Origin of the sequence: Sphingobacterium faecale (genome assembly GCF_016746095.1) — a bacterium.
GTDB classification, from domain to species: Bacteria; Bacteroidota; Bacteroidia; order Sphingobacteriales; family Sphingobacteriaceae; genus Sphingobacterium; species Sphingobacterium faecale.
Genome location: NZ_JAERTY010000002.1, coordinates 1 through 19,588, shown reverse-complemented (window position 1 = coordinate 19,588; position 19,588 = coordinate 1). Strand labels below are relative to the sequence as shown.

At 40.6% G+C, this 19,588-nt stretch carries 9 protein-coding genes; 4 read left to right on the top strand and 5 right to left on the bottom strand.

Annotated elements, in window-relative coordinates; translation table 11 throughout:
• Positions 1-45 precede the first annotated feature (45 nt).
• The 4 genes from JKG61_RS03015 (at position 46) to JKG61_RS03000 (ending at position 10,716) form a co-directional block, all read left to right on the top strand.
• A complete protein-coding gene (locus tag JKG61_RS03015) occupies positions 46-2,322 on the top strand; it encodes an NADP-dependent malic enzyme (RefSeq protein WP_202101531.1) in 2,277 nt (758 codons plus the stop codon).
• A gap of 93 nt (positions 2,323-2,415) precedes the next feature.
• The gene (gene ruvA / locus JKG61_RS03010) at positions 2,416-3,000 is read left to right on the top strand and encodes a Holliday junction branch migration protein RuvA (protein ID WP_202101530.1); all 585 of its coding nucleotides are present in this window, start codon (positions 2,416-2,418) and stop codon (positions 2,998-3,000) included.
• A 172-nt stretch (positions 3,001-3,172) separates the two neighbouring features.
• Positions 3,173-10,162, top strand: a complete 6,990-nt coding sequence (gene sov / locus JKG61_RS03005; RefSeq protein WP_202101529.1) for a T9SS outer membrane translocon Sov/SprA — start codon at positions 3,173-3,175, stop codon at positions 10,160-10,162.
• Positions 10,163-10,236: 74 nt separating this feature from the next.
• Complete coding sequence (locus JKG61_RS03000) at positions 10,237-10,716, top strand: GAF domain-containing protein (RefSeq protein ID WP_202101528.1); 480 nt, start codon at positions 10,237-10,239, stop codon at positions 10,714-10,716.
• A 35-nt stretch (positions 10,717-10,751) separates the two neighbouring features.
• On the opposite strand, the gene JKG61_RS02995 is transcribed toward JKG61_RS03000, so the two are convergent.
• The 5 genes from JKG61_RS02995 to JKG61_RS02975 form a co-directional block, all read right to left on the bottom strand.
• Positions 10,752-11,648 (bottom strand): WD40 repeat domain-containing protein, encoded by an 897-nt coding sequence (locus JKG61_RS02995; protein ID WP_202101527.1) that lies wholly within the window; start codon positions 11,646-11,648, stop codon positions 10,752-10,754.
• A 67-nt stretch (positions 11,649-11,715) separates the two neighbouring features.
• Positions 11,716-13,356 (bottom strand): tetratricopeptide repeat protein, encoded by a 1,641-nt coding sequence (locus JKG61_RS02990; RefSeq protein WP_202101526.1) that lies wholly within the window; start codon positions 13,354-13,356, stop codon positions 11,716-11,718.
• A gap of 151 nt (positions 13,357-13,507) precedes the next feature.
• Entirely contained in the window at positions 13,508-15,451 is a 1,944-nt protein-coding gene (locus JKG61_RS02985; protein ID WP_202101525.1) for an OmpA family protein, read from the bottom strand.
• An 11-nt stretch (positions 15,452-15,462) separates the two neighbouring features.
• Entirely contained in the window at positions 15,463-16,482 is a 1,020-nt protein-coding gene (locus JKG61_RS02980; RefSeq protein ID WP_202101524.1) for a PorP/SprF family type IX secretion system membrane protein, read from the bottom strand.
• Between the two features lie 11 nt (positions 16,483-16,493).
• Positions 16,494-19,588: DUF7507 domain-containing protein (locus JKG61_RS02975; RefSeq protein WP_202101523.1), on the bottom strand; the 3,095-nt coding region annotated here is incomplete at its 5' end.

Sequence of the window (19,588 nt, the reverse complement as noted above, 5' to 3'; positions counted from 1 at the left end):
ACAGAATAATACCTTTGAGGGCTTAAATTTGACACGCATACTAAAATGAGTAATATCAATAGAAAAAAAGAGGCTTTGGACTATCACGCTCTAGGCCGGCCTGGTAAAATTGCCATTGTTCCGACAAAACCTTACAATTCTCAACGCGACTTATCCCTAGCTTATTCACCTGGTGTAGCAGAACCTTGCCTTGCCATTGCTGAAAATCCTGAGGACGCTTACAAATATACAGCCAAAGGTAACTTGGTCGCTGTTATCAGTAATGGTACTGCGGTATTAGGATTAGGAGACATCGGAGCTCAGGCAGGTAAACCTGTTATGGAAGGAAAAGGTCTTCTTTTTAAAATATTTGCCGATATCGACGTATTCGACATCGAATTAGACACCAAAAACGTAGATGAATTTGTCAATATCGTAAAAGCGTTAGAACCTACTTTTGGCGGTATCAATCTCGAAGATATAAAAGCACCTGAATGTTTTGAAATCGAACGCCGTTTGAAGGCAGAAATGAATATTCCGGTTATGCATGATGACCAACACGGTACAGCTATCATTTCGGGTGCAGCATTAATTAATGCCTGTGAGCTTCAAGGAAAAGATATTTCATCGGTGAAGATTGTTGTAAACGGCGCCGGTGCTGCTGCGATATCATGTACAAGCATGTATGTGGCTGTAGGAGCAAAAAAGGAAAACATCGTTATGCTGGACAGTAAGGGTGTAATCCGTAACGATCGGGAGCAACTAGATGGATCCAAAGCAGAATGGGCTACCAACAGAGATATCCACACCTTGGCGGATGCTGTAGTTGATGCAGACGTATTCATCGGTCTATCCGCAGCAGATGTTCTCACGGCGGAAATGCTAAAATCCATGGCTGCCCAACCGATCGTACTCGCAATGGCTAACCCGAACCCAGAAATTGCTTACGACTTAGCAGTAGCCACACGCGCTGATATTATCATGGGCACTGGCCGTTCTGATTTCCCAAACCAGGTTAATAATGTATTGGGATTCCCCTATATCTTTAGGGGTGCGCTAGATGTACGGGCTACCGCAATCAATGAGGATATGAAAATTGCTGCCGTCCGTGCGATTGCTGACCTTGCAAAAGAAAATGTGCCTGAAGAAGTGAACCAAGCATATAACACTAATAATCTACGCTTTGGGCCTGATTACGTGATTCCTAAACCGACGGACCCTCGTTTGATTACAGAAGTATCTGTTGCTGTCGCTAAAGCCGCTATAGCATCTGGTGTAGCCCGTCAAACAATTACAGATTGGGAAGGTTACAAAGATGCTCTACGTAAGCGTCTTGGAAAAGATGATGGCATCATGCGTAAGGTAACCTCTATTGCTAAGAACAATCCGAAAAGAGTAGTCTTTGCAGAAGCAGACAATGCAAAAACTCTTCGTGCTGCGCAAATCGTCAAAGAAGAAGGTATCGCTATACCTATTTTATTAGGGAACAAAGAGCGTATAACCAACATGATTGAAGAGTACGCTTTTGACCTAGACAATGTCCTGATCATTGATCCTAAGGCGGAAGAAAAAACAGAAAGATTCGAAAAATATGCAGAGCATCTGTATAAGAAAAGACAACGTAGAGGGGTTTCAAAAATGGATGCTATCAAATTGATGTCCAATCGGAACTACTTTGCTGCCAGTATGGTTGAATTTGGAGAAGCAGATACATTAATTTCTGGCTTAACCAGAAACTATGCATCTACAATCAAACCGGCGCTACATGTTATCGGTGCTAAGGAAGGTAGCCGTATCGTAGGGATGTATATGATGTTGACTTCCAAAGGTCCGTTGTTCTTGGGGGATACTACGGTAAACACAGACCCTTCAGCGGAAGAACTTGCAGATATAACTGTATTGATCGAAAAGGCAGTACGTCGTTTCAATGTTAAACCGAGGATAGCTATGCTTTCTTACTCTAACTTTGGCTCTAGCGACGGGGCGACACCGACGAAAGTACGGGAAGCAGTCAAATTGATCCATAAAAATCATCCCGAAATCATTGTAGATGGTGAATTGCAAGCCAACTTTGCGTTGAACAAAGAGATGTTGGATAGCAACTTCCCTTTCAGCACCTTAAAAGGGGAGAGTGCCAATACGCTAATATTCCCGAGCTTAGCATCAGGCAATATTGCTTACAAACTATTGCAAGAAGTTGGAAATGCCGAAGCCGTTGGACCAATTTTATTAGGTATGAACAAGCCAGTACACGTATTGCAACTGGATAGTTCTGTTCGCGAGATTGTGAACATGGTGACTATCGCAGTTGTCGATGCACAAGCACACGAAAGTTCAAAATAAACTGAAGTGCTAATCGTGATAAGGTTATACTATTTATAAAAGATACCTCTATAGCTTACATCACCTCTATAACTTCATAACTTTAAAGTAACCATGTACGATTATTTCAATGGTAAACTCATATTCAAAGCCCCGACCCATGTTATACTTGAGGTTGGGGGCATTGGATATTATATCCACATTTCATTAACGACATATTCGTTGATTAAGGACTTGGAAAATTGTAAACTCTTCATCTCTTTTCAAGTCCGTGAAGATGCTCATACTTTATTCGGTTTTGCTACGGAAGGTGAGCGCCATTTATTTAATCACTTAATTTCTGTTTCAGGGATTGGCCCTAATACAGGCAGAATGATGCTTTCTTCGATCACTCCCGAAGAAATACAATCTGCTATCGTGAATGGGCAGGTGGCTATCATCCAAAAAATAAAGGGGATAGGTCCCAAAACAGCTCAGCGGGTTATTCTTGAACTTCAGGACAAGCTCAAGAAACAGGGAGACCATGCCCTACTTCCGATTTCCCCAGTGGCACAATCGGTTCCCGATGAAGCTCTATCCGCATTAGTTATGCTGGGCTTTCAAAAAAATCAAGTCGAAAAAGTACTTGGTACACTTTTACAAACAGCAAACGATCTTAGTGTAGAAGGGCTGATTAAGGCTGCTCTTAAAAAACTATAATATTGTAGTAAACAAACCACATTAACAATCTTTTAACATTTAATCTAAAGGAATATCTTTGGGAGACTTTGTTATTATTAATTAAAACACAGATATTTGCCTGAATAATAGCAATTATTAATTTTATTTTAGCCAAACTCTCTTGAAAAAGCGCAGGTCATTATTAACATTATTGATACTTATTTGTGTACTAATAAATATTGGCTATGCGCAAGTAATAACTCCTGTTACTAATCTTTCAGCCGATGATTCCACAAAGTTAAAATATCATATCCAAGATAACCCCTTTATTAAATTACCAAAATCTTATCGGCCGATTTCGTTGGATATACCGCAGAATATCGAACGGGAGGTAATTTTTGATCCCAAGACGAAGCAATATATCATCCGGGAAAAACTAGGTACAAAGATGTATCGTCCTCCTCTGTACCTTAGCATTGATGAGTTTAAAGATTATGAATTTAAAAGACTAAAGAAAAACTACTGGGAAGAACTCGCTGGTAAAGAAATAGCAGAAGAGCGTCGTCGTCGGTTATTTCCTGTAATTGAAATCAACAGTCCTACTTTTGAAAAGATATTTGGAGGCAATAGTATAGACATCAATCCACGGGGAAGTGTAGATATTGGCCTTATGGCCCAATATAACACTAATGACAACCCCATGTTTAACGAACGGCAGCGCAAACAATGGGGAATGGATTTCGATCAGAACATGAACCTTAACCTTGTCGGTAATATAGGTGAACGGGTCAAAGTAAATGCAAATTTCAATTCCCGTGCGCAATTTGGTTTTGAAAATCAGATTCGATTTGACTATGTCGCAGGAGATGACGATATCATACGACGCTTAGAAATAGGTAATGTCAATATGTCTCTAAATTCAACGCTTATTCAAGGTGCTGAATCATTATTTGGTGTAAAAACACAGTTACAATTTGGAAAGCTTGCTGTTACAGGCCTATTATCGCAACAACGATCGAATAAGAAAGAGATTACACTTTCCAATGGCAGCAGGGAAAGCGAAATGACATTAGAGCTCAGCAACTACGAAGCAAACCAACACTATTTTCTGGGACAATACTTTAGGGATACCTATGCACAATCCCTTGCTATGGCTCCTATCGTTACTACTCCAGTCAATATCACGCAGATAGAGGTGTGGATCAACAATCGCTCTAATGCTTACGAAGATGCGCGGGACATTATGGCCCTTATGGACCTAGGCGAGTATAACCCCTATAATAACATTATTAATCGGGTTTCTCCTTCTAAATTGCCGTCTACAGGAATCCCTGGCTCTGTAAGTCCTGACATATCCAATGACTTACTAACCCAATTAGGCGAACCTGGACGTGAATCCACAGGGAATGTCGTTCAAAGTTTCTTTGCTAGCAGTGGTGCTAATGACAACTACGCCAAACTTACCTACGCCCGAAAACTGACTGAAGGTCGGGATTATACCATCAATAGGCGATTGGGCTATATCTCCTTGGTATATCCTTTAGGACAGGACCAGGTATTGGCCGTAGCATATCGCTATCTTGCCAATGGGAAGGAATATCAAGTTGGAGAATTCAGCACAGATATTCCAGTATCTCCTTCTTCTCCAAAAATGCTCTACACGAAACTATTGAAGAATGAAGTTTTAAAAACAAATCTTCCGACATGGGATTTGATGATGAAAAACATCTATTCACTCAATGCAACGAATATATCGGAAAACAATCTATTCTTACAGATATATCGTACAGAAACTGAGACGGGTGCCGAACGCCCCTCCATCTACGAAGGAAGTCTAACTGCAGAAAAAACTTGGTTACAACTAACCAACCTGGATCGTGTTACACAAAATTTAGCAGCTGGCTCAGACGGGTTATTTGACTTTTTACCTGGTATCACCATCGAACCCGTGAGGGGCAAATTGATTTTCCCTGTTGTCGAGCCATTTGGTAAAGATCTAGCCACGCGTTTTGCTAGTGGCGAAACCGATCTCATCGAGAAATACACCTACCCCGAATTGTACACGCACACCAAAGTTGACGCTGAACAAAAGTTTCCCAACAAAAACAGGTATAGGCTGAAAGGAAGATATCAATCAGGCTCAGGTACGGAATATCAGCTGAGTGTTATGAACCTGCGTCCCGGACAACTACGGGTTATGTCCGGAGGGGCTATCCTTCAAGAAGGAACCGATTACATGGTCGATTATCAAATCGGCACATTACGCATGCTTAATCAAGCCTTAGTACTCTCGGGGCAACCCATAACTGTATCTGTAGAAGACGAAACTTTATTTGGCCTACAACAGAAAACTTTGATGGGCGGGCGTCTAGATTATACTTTTAATAAAAATCTGATGGTGGGTGCCACCCTAATGAATCTAACGGAAAAACCCATCTCTGAGAAAGTCTTTATCGGCGAAGAACCAATTTCCAATACGATGTTTGGAGCAGATGTGACATATAACGCCCCATCCCGCTGGCTTACTAGAATGGTTGACAAATTACCTTTCCTTAGTACGAAGGAAGAGTCCCACATTAGTTTTTATGGTGAATTTGCTCATTTAAAACCTGGGCATCCTAAGGGGCTGAATACCGCCAATGGCAATACAGGCACCACTTATATTGACAATTTTGAAAACAATTTCTCGTACATCGATATCAAGGGACAGTTAGGATGGCAGATATCAGGAACACCACGTATGTTTCCAGAATCAGATCTGAACAATGATTTAGCATATGGATATAATCGGGCTCAACTCGCTTTTTATAATATCGACCCTATATTCTATCAACCGTCGAGCCTCAACCCTCAAGTAAATCAGCGCTTCTTGCTGGATCACCGAACAAGAAAAGTGACAGAAAAGGAGGTATTCCCTTACAAAGAAATTAAAACTGGTACGGACGCCTTCTTGCCAACACTCGATTTGGCTTATTACCCAATGGCGCGTGGACAGTTCAACTATACCACGACAAATATAGGTTCGGATGGCAGTCTCTTAAATCCAAAAACGCGTTGGGGAGGTATGTTTCGTAAAATCGACCAAACAGATTTCGAAGCCCAAAACATCGAATTTTTGGAGATGTGGATGATGGATCCTACACTCACTAACCCCAATAAAGCGGGTGGTGATATCTATATTAACTTAGGTAATATTTCTGAGGATATTCTAAAAGACGGTCGAAAATCGTTGGAAAATGGCCTCTCTCCCACGGGAGATAAAACCTTAGTAGATCAGACGGTATGGGGTAATGTGGTACGTAACCAACCTGTCGTACAAGCTTTTGAAAACTCAGATGCCAGTAGATTACACCAAGATGTAGGATTAGACGGATTGACTAATGATGAAGAGCGCTCTTTCCACGCTAACTTCTTGAACCAGATGAGTGGTATACTGGACGCACAAGCATTTACCAAATTACAGAGCGACCCTTCTTCGGATGACTATATCTATTTTAGAGGTAATCACTTTGATCAAAATGTAGGTATCCTAGAGCGTTATCAACATTACAATGGTACGCAAGGAAATACACGTACCAATAACCAATCTATGGCAGACTTTGGTGTAGAAACCTCTGCCAGCACCCTATTACCTGACGGAGAAGACATTAATCGGGACAATACCATGAACGAGATTGATGAATACTATCAGTATAGACTCTCTATCCGTCCTCAGGATATGGTTGTAGGCAAGAACTTTATTGTAGATGAACAGACATCTACAGTCCGTATCCTTAGTAAGGACATGGACGTGAAATGGTATAAATTACGCATCCCGTTGAATGAATTTGAAAGTAGAGAAGGTAATATTCAAGATTTTAAATCTATTCGTTTTGTTCGTTTGTTCATGACAAATTTTGCGGACACTTCCGTGGTCCGTTTTGGAAGAATGCAATTTGTACGTGGCGATTGGAGAAAATACAATGCAGAAAATGTAGCCAGCAAGGTCATTGCCGATCATAGCATGGGCGTAGTAGCATCGGACAACTCCATCTTCAATGTTGCTAATGTTAGTATTGAGGAAAACGGAAAGCGCGAACCTATCCCCTATGTTGTTCCGCCGGGAATCAACCGGCAAATCGATATTTCCAATAATAATCTCGATATACAATTGAATGAGCAGTCCATGAGTCTTGATGTCAAACAGCTACGAGATGGGTATGGTCGTGCTACTTTCAAAACTGCGTCACATGATTTCAGACCCTATGGCCGTCTTGAAATGTTTATCCATGCAGAGGGTGAAAATCTAAATGATGGTGACTTCAGGGCCTTTATTCGGGTAGGAACGGATGACAAATATAACTATTACGAGTATGACATGCCTTTACGTGTGACCCATCCCGGTACCACATCTGCAGATTTAATATGGCCCGAAGAAAATAGGATGAACATTCAAATCAAGTTGTTCCAAGATGCAAAATTAGCTCGTGATAATGCTAAGCTCAACGGACAACCATGGCCCTTGGACGTACCTTATGAACACTCAGATGGTAAAAACCGTATTCTAATTATTGGAACTCCTGATATTTCTAAAGTCCGTTTTTACATGATCGGTGTACGAAATCCACTACGCGGCTCATCGACGAGCACATCGATAGACGATGGGAGAGATCTTGCTGGTGAATTTTGGTTTAACGAGTTACGCCTTACCGACTTTGATGATAAAGGTGGCTGGGCAGCTACCGCACGTCTTAACCTAAAATTAGCAGACTTCGCCAACGTAGCATTAACGGGTACTAAATCTACCATTGGTTTTGGTTCCATATCCCAACGTGTTGGAGAGCGTAACCGTTCTGACAATTTCTTCTTTGATATTACGACCAATGCGGAGTTTGGAAAATTCTTCCACCCGCGGCATGGTGTCATTATTCCATTTTATTTTAATTACTCTAATCAAACTGCGACACCTGAATTCAACCCTTTAAGTCCAGACATCGAATTGAATAGTGCTCTAGCAACACTGTCCAATTATCAACGTGATTCCTTATTACGCTTGGTGCAAGATTATACTACCCGTAAAGGCTTTAGCTTTACCAATGTACGTAAAATACGGACAGATAATGAGAGTCAAATACGCCCTTGGGATATTGAAAACTTTGGTCTCTCCTACGCCTTTAGCGAGTATTACCATAGAGACTTCAATACAGCTTCGGCTTTACAACGTAATTATCGCGGTGCCTTAGACTATACATTCAGTAGTCCTACAGCAACTTTCCTTGAACCTTTCAAAAGTATTAAATCTAAGAATCTGGCTTTGATCCGGGATATGAGCTTTAATCTCATGCCGTCCTTGCTAAACTTCAGGATGGAGGTAAATCGTATTTATAACGAGAATACACTACGTGACAACTCTTCTAATAATGTACTTCCGACATATTACAATAAGAACTTTAATATGAATCGGATTTATGGCATCAGTTGGAATCTGACCAAGGCCTTACGCCTTGACTTTAATGCCACAAACTATTCTATTATTGATGAACCTAATGGTCGAATTGATGGGGCAAAACGGGATACGATATGGTCAAACTTCTGGAAAATGGGAAGAACTACAGATTACAACCACATGATGAATCTGACCTATACCCTTCCGATCAACAAAATACCTTACCTAGAATGGGTCAATGCCACGGCCCGATATGGTACACAGTTTAACTGGCAAAGTGAGCCTCTATTAAGTTTACAAAATGAAAACATCAATCTTGGTAACAGTATTCAAAATAACAGGACTATACAAATTAATCCGACGTTAAATCTGAATGCACTCTATAGCAAGTTCAGTTTCATCCGTCAAAATTCCGGTAGAAATAGCACAGGAACCATACCATTTTTGGTACAGTTACTAACCTCTATTCGGAATGTCAATGGAGCGTATACAAAAACGGAAGGAACTTATCTACCTGGTTATATGCCTTCAACCAATATGTTCGGATATGATTTTAGTTCGAATGCGCCCGGTTGGGGCTTCTTATTCGGCGGACAGGGAGACATTCTGGATAGAGCTGCCCGAAATGGCTGGTTGTCATCTGATACCCTACAGACAAATATGTACACTAAAACGTTTGCCGAGAACCTCTCTGTTGTAGCTAATCTAGAGCCTATCAAAGGATTAAGAATAGACTTGACGATGTCTCGCATAGATAATTACAATCAAAGTACTGCTATTAAATTTAATGCCACGACAGGTGAATTAGAAAGCGTTTCTCCATTCGTAACAGGTAACTACACTATTTCGCAGATTGCTATACGTACTTCATTTAAAAATAGTGATGCATTATTTCAAAAATTTGAAGAGCACAGGCAGCTTATATCCCAGCGTCTAGGCGAGCATAATATCAACTCTGTGGGTCAATCTCCGGATTTTTACGCGGATGGATATGACAAAACACAACAAGATGTTGTAGTCAACGCTTTCTTGGCCACTTATCTTGGGAAGGATACGAATAGTTCGAAACAAGGAATCAAACCTACTTTCCCACTGCCGAACTGGCGGATTTCCTACAATGCGCTGGCAAATGTATTGGGCATACAAGACTTTATTAGCTCGATCAACATTAATCATGCTTACCAATCTCAATACGTCATCGGTGGATATACGTCCACCGCAAGATATGAAGAGTCTGAGGGAATGCCGTTTGTACGTGATGCAAATCAAAACTTTTTACCTAAGAATCAATATGGCCAAATATCGGTTATTGATAGATTTGTACCCCTTATCGGTATAGATATGCGTTTTGCTAACGCGCTATCCGTAAACTCGGAATACCGTAAAATGCGAGATATGAATATGAGCTTACAAAACAGTCAATTGGCTATGATGGCCGAACAGTCTTTTGTTGTCGGTATGGGATACCGAAAAAACAATGCTCGTCTTCCTTTTGGTATTTTCGAAGACCGCAAATGGGTAAATGACATGAACTTTAGAGTAGATTTTGCATTAAACGATAGGAAAACAACCGTATACCGCTCTGACATCAATCAGGCTGAAATATCAGGAGGAAACAAGAGTTTGACAATCAATCCATCATTAGATTATACCATTAATCAATTTTACAACATTCGATTATTCTATAATTCAAATGCTGTAAAACCGTATACTTCGCAAAATTATGCGACTTCGTACACTTATTTTGGAGTCAACATACGCATTCAGTTTCAATAAGAAAGTTAACAAATGAACAAGTTATCTAGTTAACGAGTGAACTAGATAACTCGTTAACTCAATACCTATAAAAAATGGCAGAAGATCTTACAATAAACAACGGCAATAAAGAAGAACAGTATAAAAGTCTAATTCCGCAGATCCAAGGATTACTAATCGGAGAATCGGATAGGATAGCTAATCTAGCAAACATTACTGCAGCACTAAAAGAACAGTTCAAATTTTTCTGGGTTGGCTTTTACTTTGTAAAGGGTAATCAGCTTGTTTTAGGTCCCTTCCAAGGCCCTGTAGCCTGTACTAGGATAGCATTCAACAAAGGAGTTTGTGGGACTGCTTGGGCGCAAAAAGAATCCCTGATTGTCCCCAATGTAGAAGAGTTTCCAGGCCATATAGCCTGTAGTTCACTTTCTAAATCAGAAATAGTCCTTCCTGTGATCAAGAACGGAGAGGTAGTCGCCGTGTTGGATGTAGACAGCGATCAATTAGACACCTTTGACCAAATAGATGAAAGATATTTAACAGAGATAATTAATCTTGCTTGCCCCAATTTTTAATTGGAGTTATCCTGCGATCGAGTGAACGGATTCCTTCAAACCTCCACTGCCCAGACTTTAATCTGTTTGTCATCACCAGCAGTACACAACAGACGAGCAACATGGTCATAGATCAGACTATTAATGGAAAGTTGGTGAGAGTCGATTCCTTTGTCCCGGGAGATATTCTTTAAAAGCCGAAAATCTCTATCCCATATTTTAATGGTTTTATCTCTACTGACCGTGACTAATTTATCCAATAACGGCGCTATACCATATACCGTAAAGAAATGAGGGGTTAATTCATTTTCCTTTTGTAGCGATGGAAAAGATAATTTATACATACGCGCATCACGTCCTCCGGTGTAAAGATATCCATCATCCAGTAACATACTTGAGATTGCCATCTCATGAGTTTTGCTCTCCGCAATCCGATGGAAATCTTGAGCATCATGTATATATACCATACCGCCCTTATCTCCAAAAACCACTGTCTTTTGATCTCCCGACACCTCCATCGTACGTATTGTTTCCTTCGACACTTGAAAAGTATAAAGTAATTGGAAAGTATCTAAACTCCAAACATAGGCCCTTCCTTCTTCCCCAATAGCAATAATTTCATTTTTGGATGTCAATATTTTAATATTGAAGATAGCTCCCTTTTCTACATTTAACTTAGCTACCAAACGAGGATTTGTACGTTGAATAATAAAGAGTTCACCATTACGCATACCAGCAGCAATCCAATCGGTACCCGGAATAATTTTAAGAAAATATACAGACGCAGGAACTGCACAGAGTATTCGTTGGAATTTCAGCTGCATAAGATCCCATTCTACAATTCCCTTGTCATTTCCCGCCGAATATAACAAGTGTTTGTCTATATCGACCTCTAAAGTATAAATAGGATTTTGATGCCCTGTTAATGTACCGTGTAAGCTAATTTCCGTCATATCGAATAAATAATCATCCTATCACGAAATTAGGCAAATATAATGGGTAGACAAAGCTATTGTCTAGTTACAGATAGATATGTTCGTTCAGTTTTTTCTTAAGGCGTTGCTTAGCCTTTTTTATGCCTTCTAAAGATACGGAAAGTTTATCCGCAACCTCTTTATTAGAAAGATTGAGATTGATCAGCGCTAGCAGGCGCAAATCAGCATCCGTCAGCTCCGGATACTTATTGATCATATCACTAAAGAAACAAGGAAAACTATTTAGATAAGCGACCTTAAATTTTTCCCAATTACGGTTATTCATCAGATTGCTTCCCAATAGTTGTCTAAGTTCCAAGCTTATCCTAACTTGCTTACCCGCATCATCGCTATGAAAACGCTTATCACTTAATATCACCAAAGGGCAGTACTCCTCTTCGTCTTCCACCTTTACTACTCCCAATTTCTGTGATCCACGTTTATTTTTCTTATATACTATAATACAAATAACTGTTACTGCAATACCCAATGTCATCATCAGCAAAAGACTCAATCGCTTATACTTTTTAGACTCGCTATAATACTGATCAAAATGAGCCTTTTCATCCTGTAATTTTGCCATTTCAATGGAAGAATTACTATGAAATGTGGATAGCAATCTGTTGTATTTAGTTGCTTCTTTTAAGGTCAATAACTGTCCTTCTTCAATAGCTAATGTATCCAACAACCTGGCTTTTAAGTCGTATGCCTGGACCAAGCCCTCATAGCGAATAGGTTTTTTCTCCATCTTACGGAGATAGATATCAATATTCGCTAGTGCTTCCCTTAATTTTCCTTGCTGGAACTGTATCTCTGCTATTCTCTTCAAAGTCAGCAACGCTGATATCATATCACCTGAAGGCTTGGAGTTATAGATATAATCAAGCTCAAAATACTCCAGTGCCTTATTAAGATCATGATTTTGGGCATACACATTTCCCATATTTCCGTAAGCTATGCCCATCCATGCCGAATCTAATACTGCATTAGACTTTGTCAATACCTTTTTAAAATAATTCAGAGCTTCGTCTTTTTTCCCTGTATTTAAGGCAATAAGACCTAAGGTGTTAATAACATTAAACAACTCCCTTGGAGCTAATTTATTGTTATAAGAAAGTGTCTTTTCAAGCAATTGTGAAGACATATCGTATTCCTCGATATCAAAAAAGTAACGCGATAATGTAAGGTAATACTGCCATACATTTGCTATCTTATCTTCATCAAGCTTTTCTAGAATCGAAAGGCACTGTCTAAAATAGCGATAAGCATCTGCGTATCTAAAATAGGTGTAGTAGTAATTTCCAAAGCTAAAGTTCTGACGAAATAGTTGTTGAACCAAAGAGTTTTCTTCGGCAAATTGAACCGCCTTCTCATGGTTTGCTGTTGACAGCCCATTGACGCGATCGTAGCGAAGAGAAAAATAATGCCCTAATGTTTCGAAATAAATACAGGTGATGCTCTTATCATTTCTTTCCTTGGCGAGCTTATGTATAAACTCTATATTCTTAAGGACAGAATCCACTTCATTTAATTCGAAATCCAAACTTAAGATAGAGCGCGCCTTAAATCCTATGAACTCACTTTTTAAGGCTCTTAATTCTTCATAAGGATTCTGCCCTCCTTTCGCTTCTCCACAAAAGAAGCAAAATAGAAAAACACTAGTCCAGAGAGAATATAACAATTTCACTTTTAGTCCGGTAATTGATTTACAGGACAAATAACTCAAAGGAAAATGACATCAGCAAAAGTAGCTACTATTTTGTAGTTATGCATCTACAAAAACCACTACTTTTGCTAAAAATACCTAAAAATGGGTATATATTGCCCGATGGTAATGACTAATAAGACAGTATTTCGACCTCCGTCCGCCGATTTGCCTGATGCTCAGTGGGAGAACATTTCACACCATCAGCACAACGGTTGACCAAGCGCCGTTCGCCATAACCTTTTGCTACAAGTCGATCACGTTCTATTCCTCTAGATACGATATAAGCCACCGCGCTTTCTGCCCTCCTCTGGGATAAAACATCATTATAGCGATGTGACCCTCTGCTATCTGTATGGCTCGACAATTCGATCCGCAAGGTAGGATTGTCACGCAATGTTCTGACCAACTGATCTAATATTACTGCCGCATCTTTGCGAATATTGTATTTATCAAAATCATAATATATATCTTCAAGTACGAATTTATGACCGACCTCCATTACAGGTTCTAAATACAAAGCAACCTGATATATGGTATCTTTTGTCGGTATTGTAGTCAATATATCAATAGAGTCGGCATGAAATCCTGAGCGTTCGGCTAAAATCTTGTATGTCGCATTGTTATCGGCATCAAATGTAAATTCAGCACTTCCATTGCTTTGAGTTTTGGCCACTAGGTTCCGCTTAGCACCGTATAGTGTCACATTAGTCTCTGCTAATAGCTTTTTCGACTTTTTATTAAAAGTTTTCCCCTCTATAACTATCTTAAACACCGGCTTCTTGGTCGCGTAGGTGTAGATATCATCTCCCCCTAGACCGCCTGTTCTATTGGATGATAGGAAGCCTTTTTGAGCCTTATCATCGTCATCCTGTACGAAGTAAGCGAAATCATCCGAAGCACTATTGATGGGAAATCCCATATTTTTCACCTTTATAGCTTTTCCTCCTTTTAAGATCGCTTCGAATATATCCAAACCTCCCATCCCCGGTTTACCATTGCTGGAAAAATAAAGCTTACTCCCAAATACCATCGGAAACATTTCGTCGTACGGGCTATTTACCTCTGCTCCGACATTTACAGGATTTGCCCAAGTACCATCGCTCCGAAGCTCACAAAACCAAATATCAACACCACCTTTACCACCAGGCATATCTGAAGCAAAATATAATCTATTTTCATCTTCGCTCCATGCCGCATGACCTAACGAATATTCTTTTACGTTATTGAAAGGAAAGGCTGTTTCTTTCCACCCATCCCCCTCCTTATCATAGATCATAAGCTCCAGCGTAGCCCGCGACCACTTCCGTCCCTCTTTACGATACTTTTGCACCTCTTTACTAGGATTAGTCCGGGTCACATATAGTCTATTTCCAGACTTATTACTGGCGATCGGTCCCACATGGTACTTCGCCTGATTGATATTACCATCCGTCGCTATGCTCCCTTTTCCTGAGCTGTTGCTATCTCTTGAAAAAAGTCGGAGAAAAGACTCTCCGGTCATACCCGATTTGGCTACAGTAGCATCTTTTGTCTCCCCTACATAGTAAAGCTTATTTTCTATGGACATCATCGCAAACTCAGAAAGCGGACCATTTACGCCGGTAAAAGGTAGGATATCAACTTTTTTTGGGTTAGCTATCCAACGTATGGCGGAGTCAGCTCCCTGTAATGCCAGCTTGACAAAATCGTCGTCGCCTTGTTCGTCGGTATATCTCTTATACATCGCCTTTGCCTCGGCATATTTGCCATTTTCTTTCAAGACGGTCGCATAAACTAAGAGCGATCTCTTCGCGTAGTCAGATCGTTGCACAGCACGTGCATACCAATTTTCTGCCAAGTCGTAATTGTTAATATAAGCATAGCTTTCTGCTAGACGTTCTAAATTTCTAGTTTTGATTTTCTTTGACTCGCTAAGTTTACTATATAGCTTGGCTGCATTATAATATTCATATTTATCAAAGAGTAAATCAGCTTTTTCCTGTACACTACGCTGTTCCTGCGCATACAGTTTCGGTCCAAAGAGCATTAGTGCTAAGACCAGATAATGACTTAAAAATATGCGGTTATACTTCATCTTATTAAGTTTTAAAAGAACCTTGGACTTAAAATCTGTTTCAGCGCGCGATCGAATGTAATGCCCAAAGTCACTTCATGTGTACCACTTTGTAATCCTTGCATTCTATTCAACATGATATCATACGAGTATCCTACCCTAAATTTGGGGGTCACATAGAATTGTGCTATTCCCTGTACCGAGTTGAGCGAACTTAACTTAGCTGGTGAATTGTCATAATACTTTCTATCGAAGATTTTAGCACGGGTCCGATATCCTCCGCCAATCCAGAATTTGCTATTAAATATGAACATGGCGTTAGCATCTAGAGATGTCGGCCCTTTAAAATCATCCTTTACCAAAAGACTTGGCCGTAAATGTAAGCCCTCTTCCAAGGAAATCAGACCACCCGCAATAACGTAAAGACTAACATTCTTATAAAGACTTTCTAGCGAATTCTGATTGAATACAAAATCTTCATTGTCTATAGAATTGGAGAACAGATCATGTACCGCTACCCCTGCATATATTTTTGGAGTCGCGTAGTATGCACCCAATCTTACATCGGGTACCCATGTTGAAAGCTTTCCATCCGGAAGTACTTGATCCTTTCTAGTAACAGGATCAAGCTTTGCTCCGTCCAATCCATATTGGGTAACCCCCGCGGCAATACCCAGACTGAGTCGCTTGGTGTCTTCGGGATCAAGTTGTAAACGTAACGCATAATTGGCATATACGGATGTCGCAGACTGTGCTCCTAGCCCATCCATCGTTACCTGTAACCCGACACCGTGTCTTCTACTGATGGGATCTAAGACCCCATCAATAGAAATACTACCGGTTTTTGGAGCGCCATCCCAGCCCGTCCATTGACTTCTCAGACCGATCTGTGCAAACCACTCTTCTTTGTATCCTGCATAGGCCGGATTTACACTCAACGAGTTGAATATATATTGCGTAAATTGTATGTTCTGCTGTGCTTGTGTTGTTAAAAAACAGGTTACGCCCATCAGTAACAGCATCAGTCTTTTCTTCCTATTATTCTTGTTCATGACCTTATGCTTTAGCGTGTTTTGATTAGTACATGACCTTTATATAGATCTTCCTTAGCTCCTTTGATTGTCTTCACGATATAGAAATATGTTCCTTCGTTAAGCCCGTGCCCTGTCCATTCGTTTCGGTAATTACTATTCCTGTAGACTTCATTGCCCCAGCGATTCAAGATAGTAACCTCTATACGGTCAAAACCCTCGATTCCTAAAATCTCAAATGTGTCATTAGTCCCGTCATCATTTGGCGTAAACACATTAGGGATGAAGAATGGCATTGCTGCTACATTGACCGTTTTCTGCGCACGCGCTTCTACCTGTCCACCTATCAGATCCTTAGCTGTAGCAACCACCTCATTAACAATGGTACGTTTATCAAAATCGGATCTTTGGGCTGCATAGGTTGTGGTAAATGTCCTTTCCTTTCCTACATTCAAATCACCTACACTCTCTATCATTCCCGTCAACGGATCTTTAACGACCACATCTGTCAGGTCATAGTTACCTCTATTCGCTACTTTAATAGTATAGGTAATAACTTCACCTTCCTTATTGATTTCCGTTTTATCAGCATCCTTAGTTACTTCAAGAACATTGCTAAACAACACTTTAACTAAGACCTCATTAGACAACTTCTCTATCACACCGGTCACTGGGTTGAAAGAGCGCATTTTCATTGCTCCGCCTACAGTACCTTCGACATGTGCTGTGTTTCTGATCTCTCCTCGAATAATATCGGCCAAAACCGACTCATAAGTAAGTTCGAATTTTTTACTCTCGCCGACAGCTAGATTACCAGCGGCTCCCGTAAAACTTGGGAACATCGGATCGGTAACGACGACTCCTACCAAATCAACGGTTCCTGTATTAGTCACCTCGATCGTATATTCAACAAGTTCTCCCAAGAATGTAATTACACTCTTATCCGCACTCTTGACAATATCGATCTCTGGTTTAAATTTAACGTTGGTCGATGTTTGATCTACAACTTTTTCTTTAGTTTTTAAAGTTGCTGAAGCGACATTATCTATCGACGCCTTTAAAAGATCATTGTAAGTAACCGTATACTTCAATTGATAGTTTTTGACTTCTCCAACCTTCAGATCGATTACATCATTAAGCGCTAACATCACATCTTCGACAGTGACCTCTTCTAAATCGATGTTACCCGTATTGGTTACGGTTATGGTATATGTCAACTCTTCTCCTACTTTGGATACCTCTGCCTTGTTTACCGTCTTCGTGATAGCTACCTTACCGGTCTGACAGATGCTGATGATCACTTCGTCATCGGCAACGACCATACCACGGACGGCTCCCGTTATGTTACCTTCCGGAGTTTTGGCGGTCACACCTGCTCTATTTGTGATCGACCCACGGTTTATGTCGGCCTGTGTAACGCTATAGGTAGCCTTGAACACCCGTGTTTTACCTGGTAGTAATGACCCGTCCTCATCACTTGATATCGTGCCGATACCCGGCAATAAATCGGTAACGGAGACATCATTCAAGGATACATTGCCTGTATTTTTAACCGTAAAGGTATAGGTAATCTTATCGCCTACCTGGAGTGCATGACAGTCTCCCGTACCTTGTAAGTTGTGACTTTTCACGATGCTGACACCTGCATCACGACAGATCGCTATTATCGTTGGCTCATCATTATTGATATTAGTGCCCGATATATCCTGAACGGCTTTCTGAGCAGGATCAACTGCCGTCACCTTCGCCGAATTACGGATAAAACCAGCGTCGACATCTGCTTGCGTCACCTTATAAGTAGCTATATAGGTTCTTGAATTCCCCGCTGCCAATGGGCTAACATCTTGCGTCAATCCAGTTAATCCTAACATAGCATCCACTAAATTGATATCGCTCAGTGTGACATTACCTTCATTAGTTACAGTAAAGGTATAAGTCACGATATCCCCGACGTTAACTCCGTAACAATCGCCATCTTTTTCAAGATTATGCGTTTTCACAAGCTTAATTTTAGCCTCACGACAGATAGAAATTACCGTTGGCTCATTTGAAGACACCGTACTACCCGATACATCACTAACTCTTTTGTTCGCGGCATCGATAGCTGTCACAGTCGCCTGATTAACCACTTGACCGTTATCAATATCCACAGGAGTCACAACATATTCGACTTGGTAAGTCCACACTTCATTAATATCCAGTTTACCATCGCTGTTATTATCCCCTCCCTGATATACCGCTGCTCCGAGTGGATCATTTACAACAACATTCGTGAGACTAGTATTTCCTACATTGCTAACATGCAATGTATAAACGATCGTACTACCTTTTTCTAGTCCGTAGCAATTACCATCTCCTTGGAGGTTATGACTCTTGACAATCGCTATTGCTCCATCTCGACAAATTGAGATTACAGTAGGGTTGTCATTCGATGCATCGGTTCCTGACACGTCACTAACATCCTGATCGGTCAGAGTTTTTGATGTAACAGTAGCGGTATTACTAATAAAACCTGCTTCTACATCAGTCTGTTTTACAACGTAAACGGCAGTGTAGTTACGTGTTTCTCCTGGAGCTAGCGGATTATTGTTTTGAACTATCGCTGCGTCTAACATCGCATCGGTCAGAATGATATCTTTCAAAGTCACGTTGCCCGTATTGGTCACCGCGAAACTATAAGTCACCTCAGAACCCGCTGTTAATTCATAACAGTTAGAATTTCCTTGCAGATTGTGATTTTTTACTAAGCTAATTGAACCGTTCTGACAGATAGCGATAGCTGTAGGGCTATCATTATCCAGAGCAGTACCCGAAAGGTCTTTATAACTCACATTGTTAAAGACTCCCGTAGCCTCCGCCTGGTTACTGATATTACCACGGTTAAGGTCACCCTGCTCTACAGTATACGTAGCCGTATAGGTCAGGGTGCCCCCCGGCAATAGCGCTGTAGCACTGCTGCCCGAACTAGCCACTGGTGTACTCAATCCACTTATAGTTCCTGAACCGTTAAATGTTTTATCGGCAACAGTAACATTACCCAATGTAACACTACCGGTGTTGTGGACCACAAACGTATAGGTAACCACCTCACCTACGGTCAAACTGCTGCAGTTCTCTCCGTTCGCAG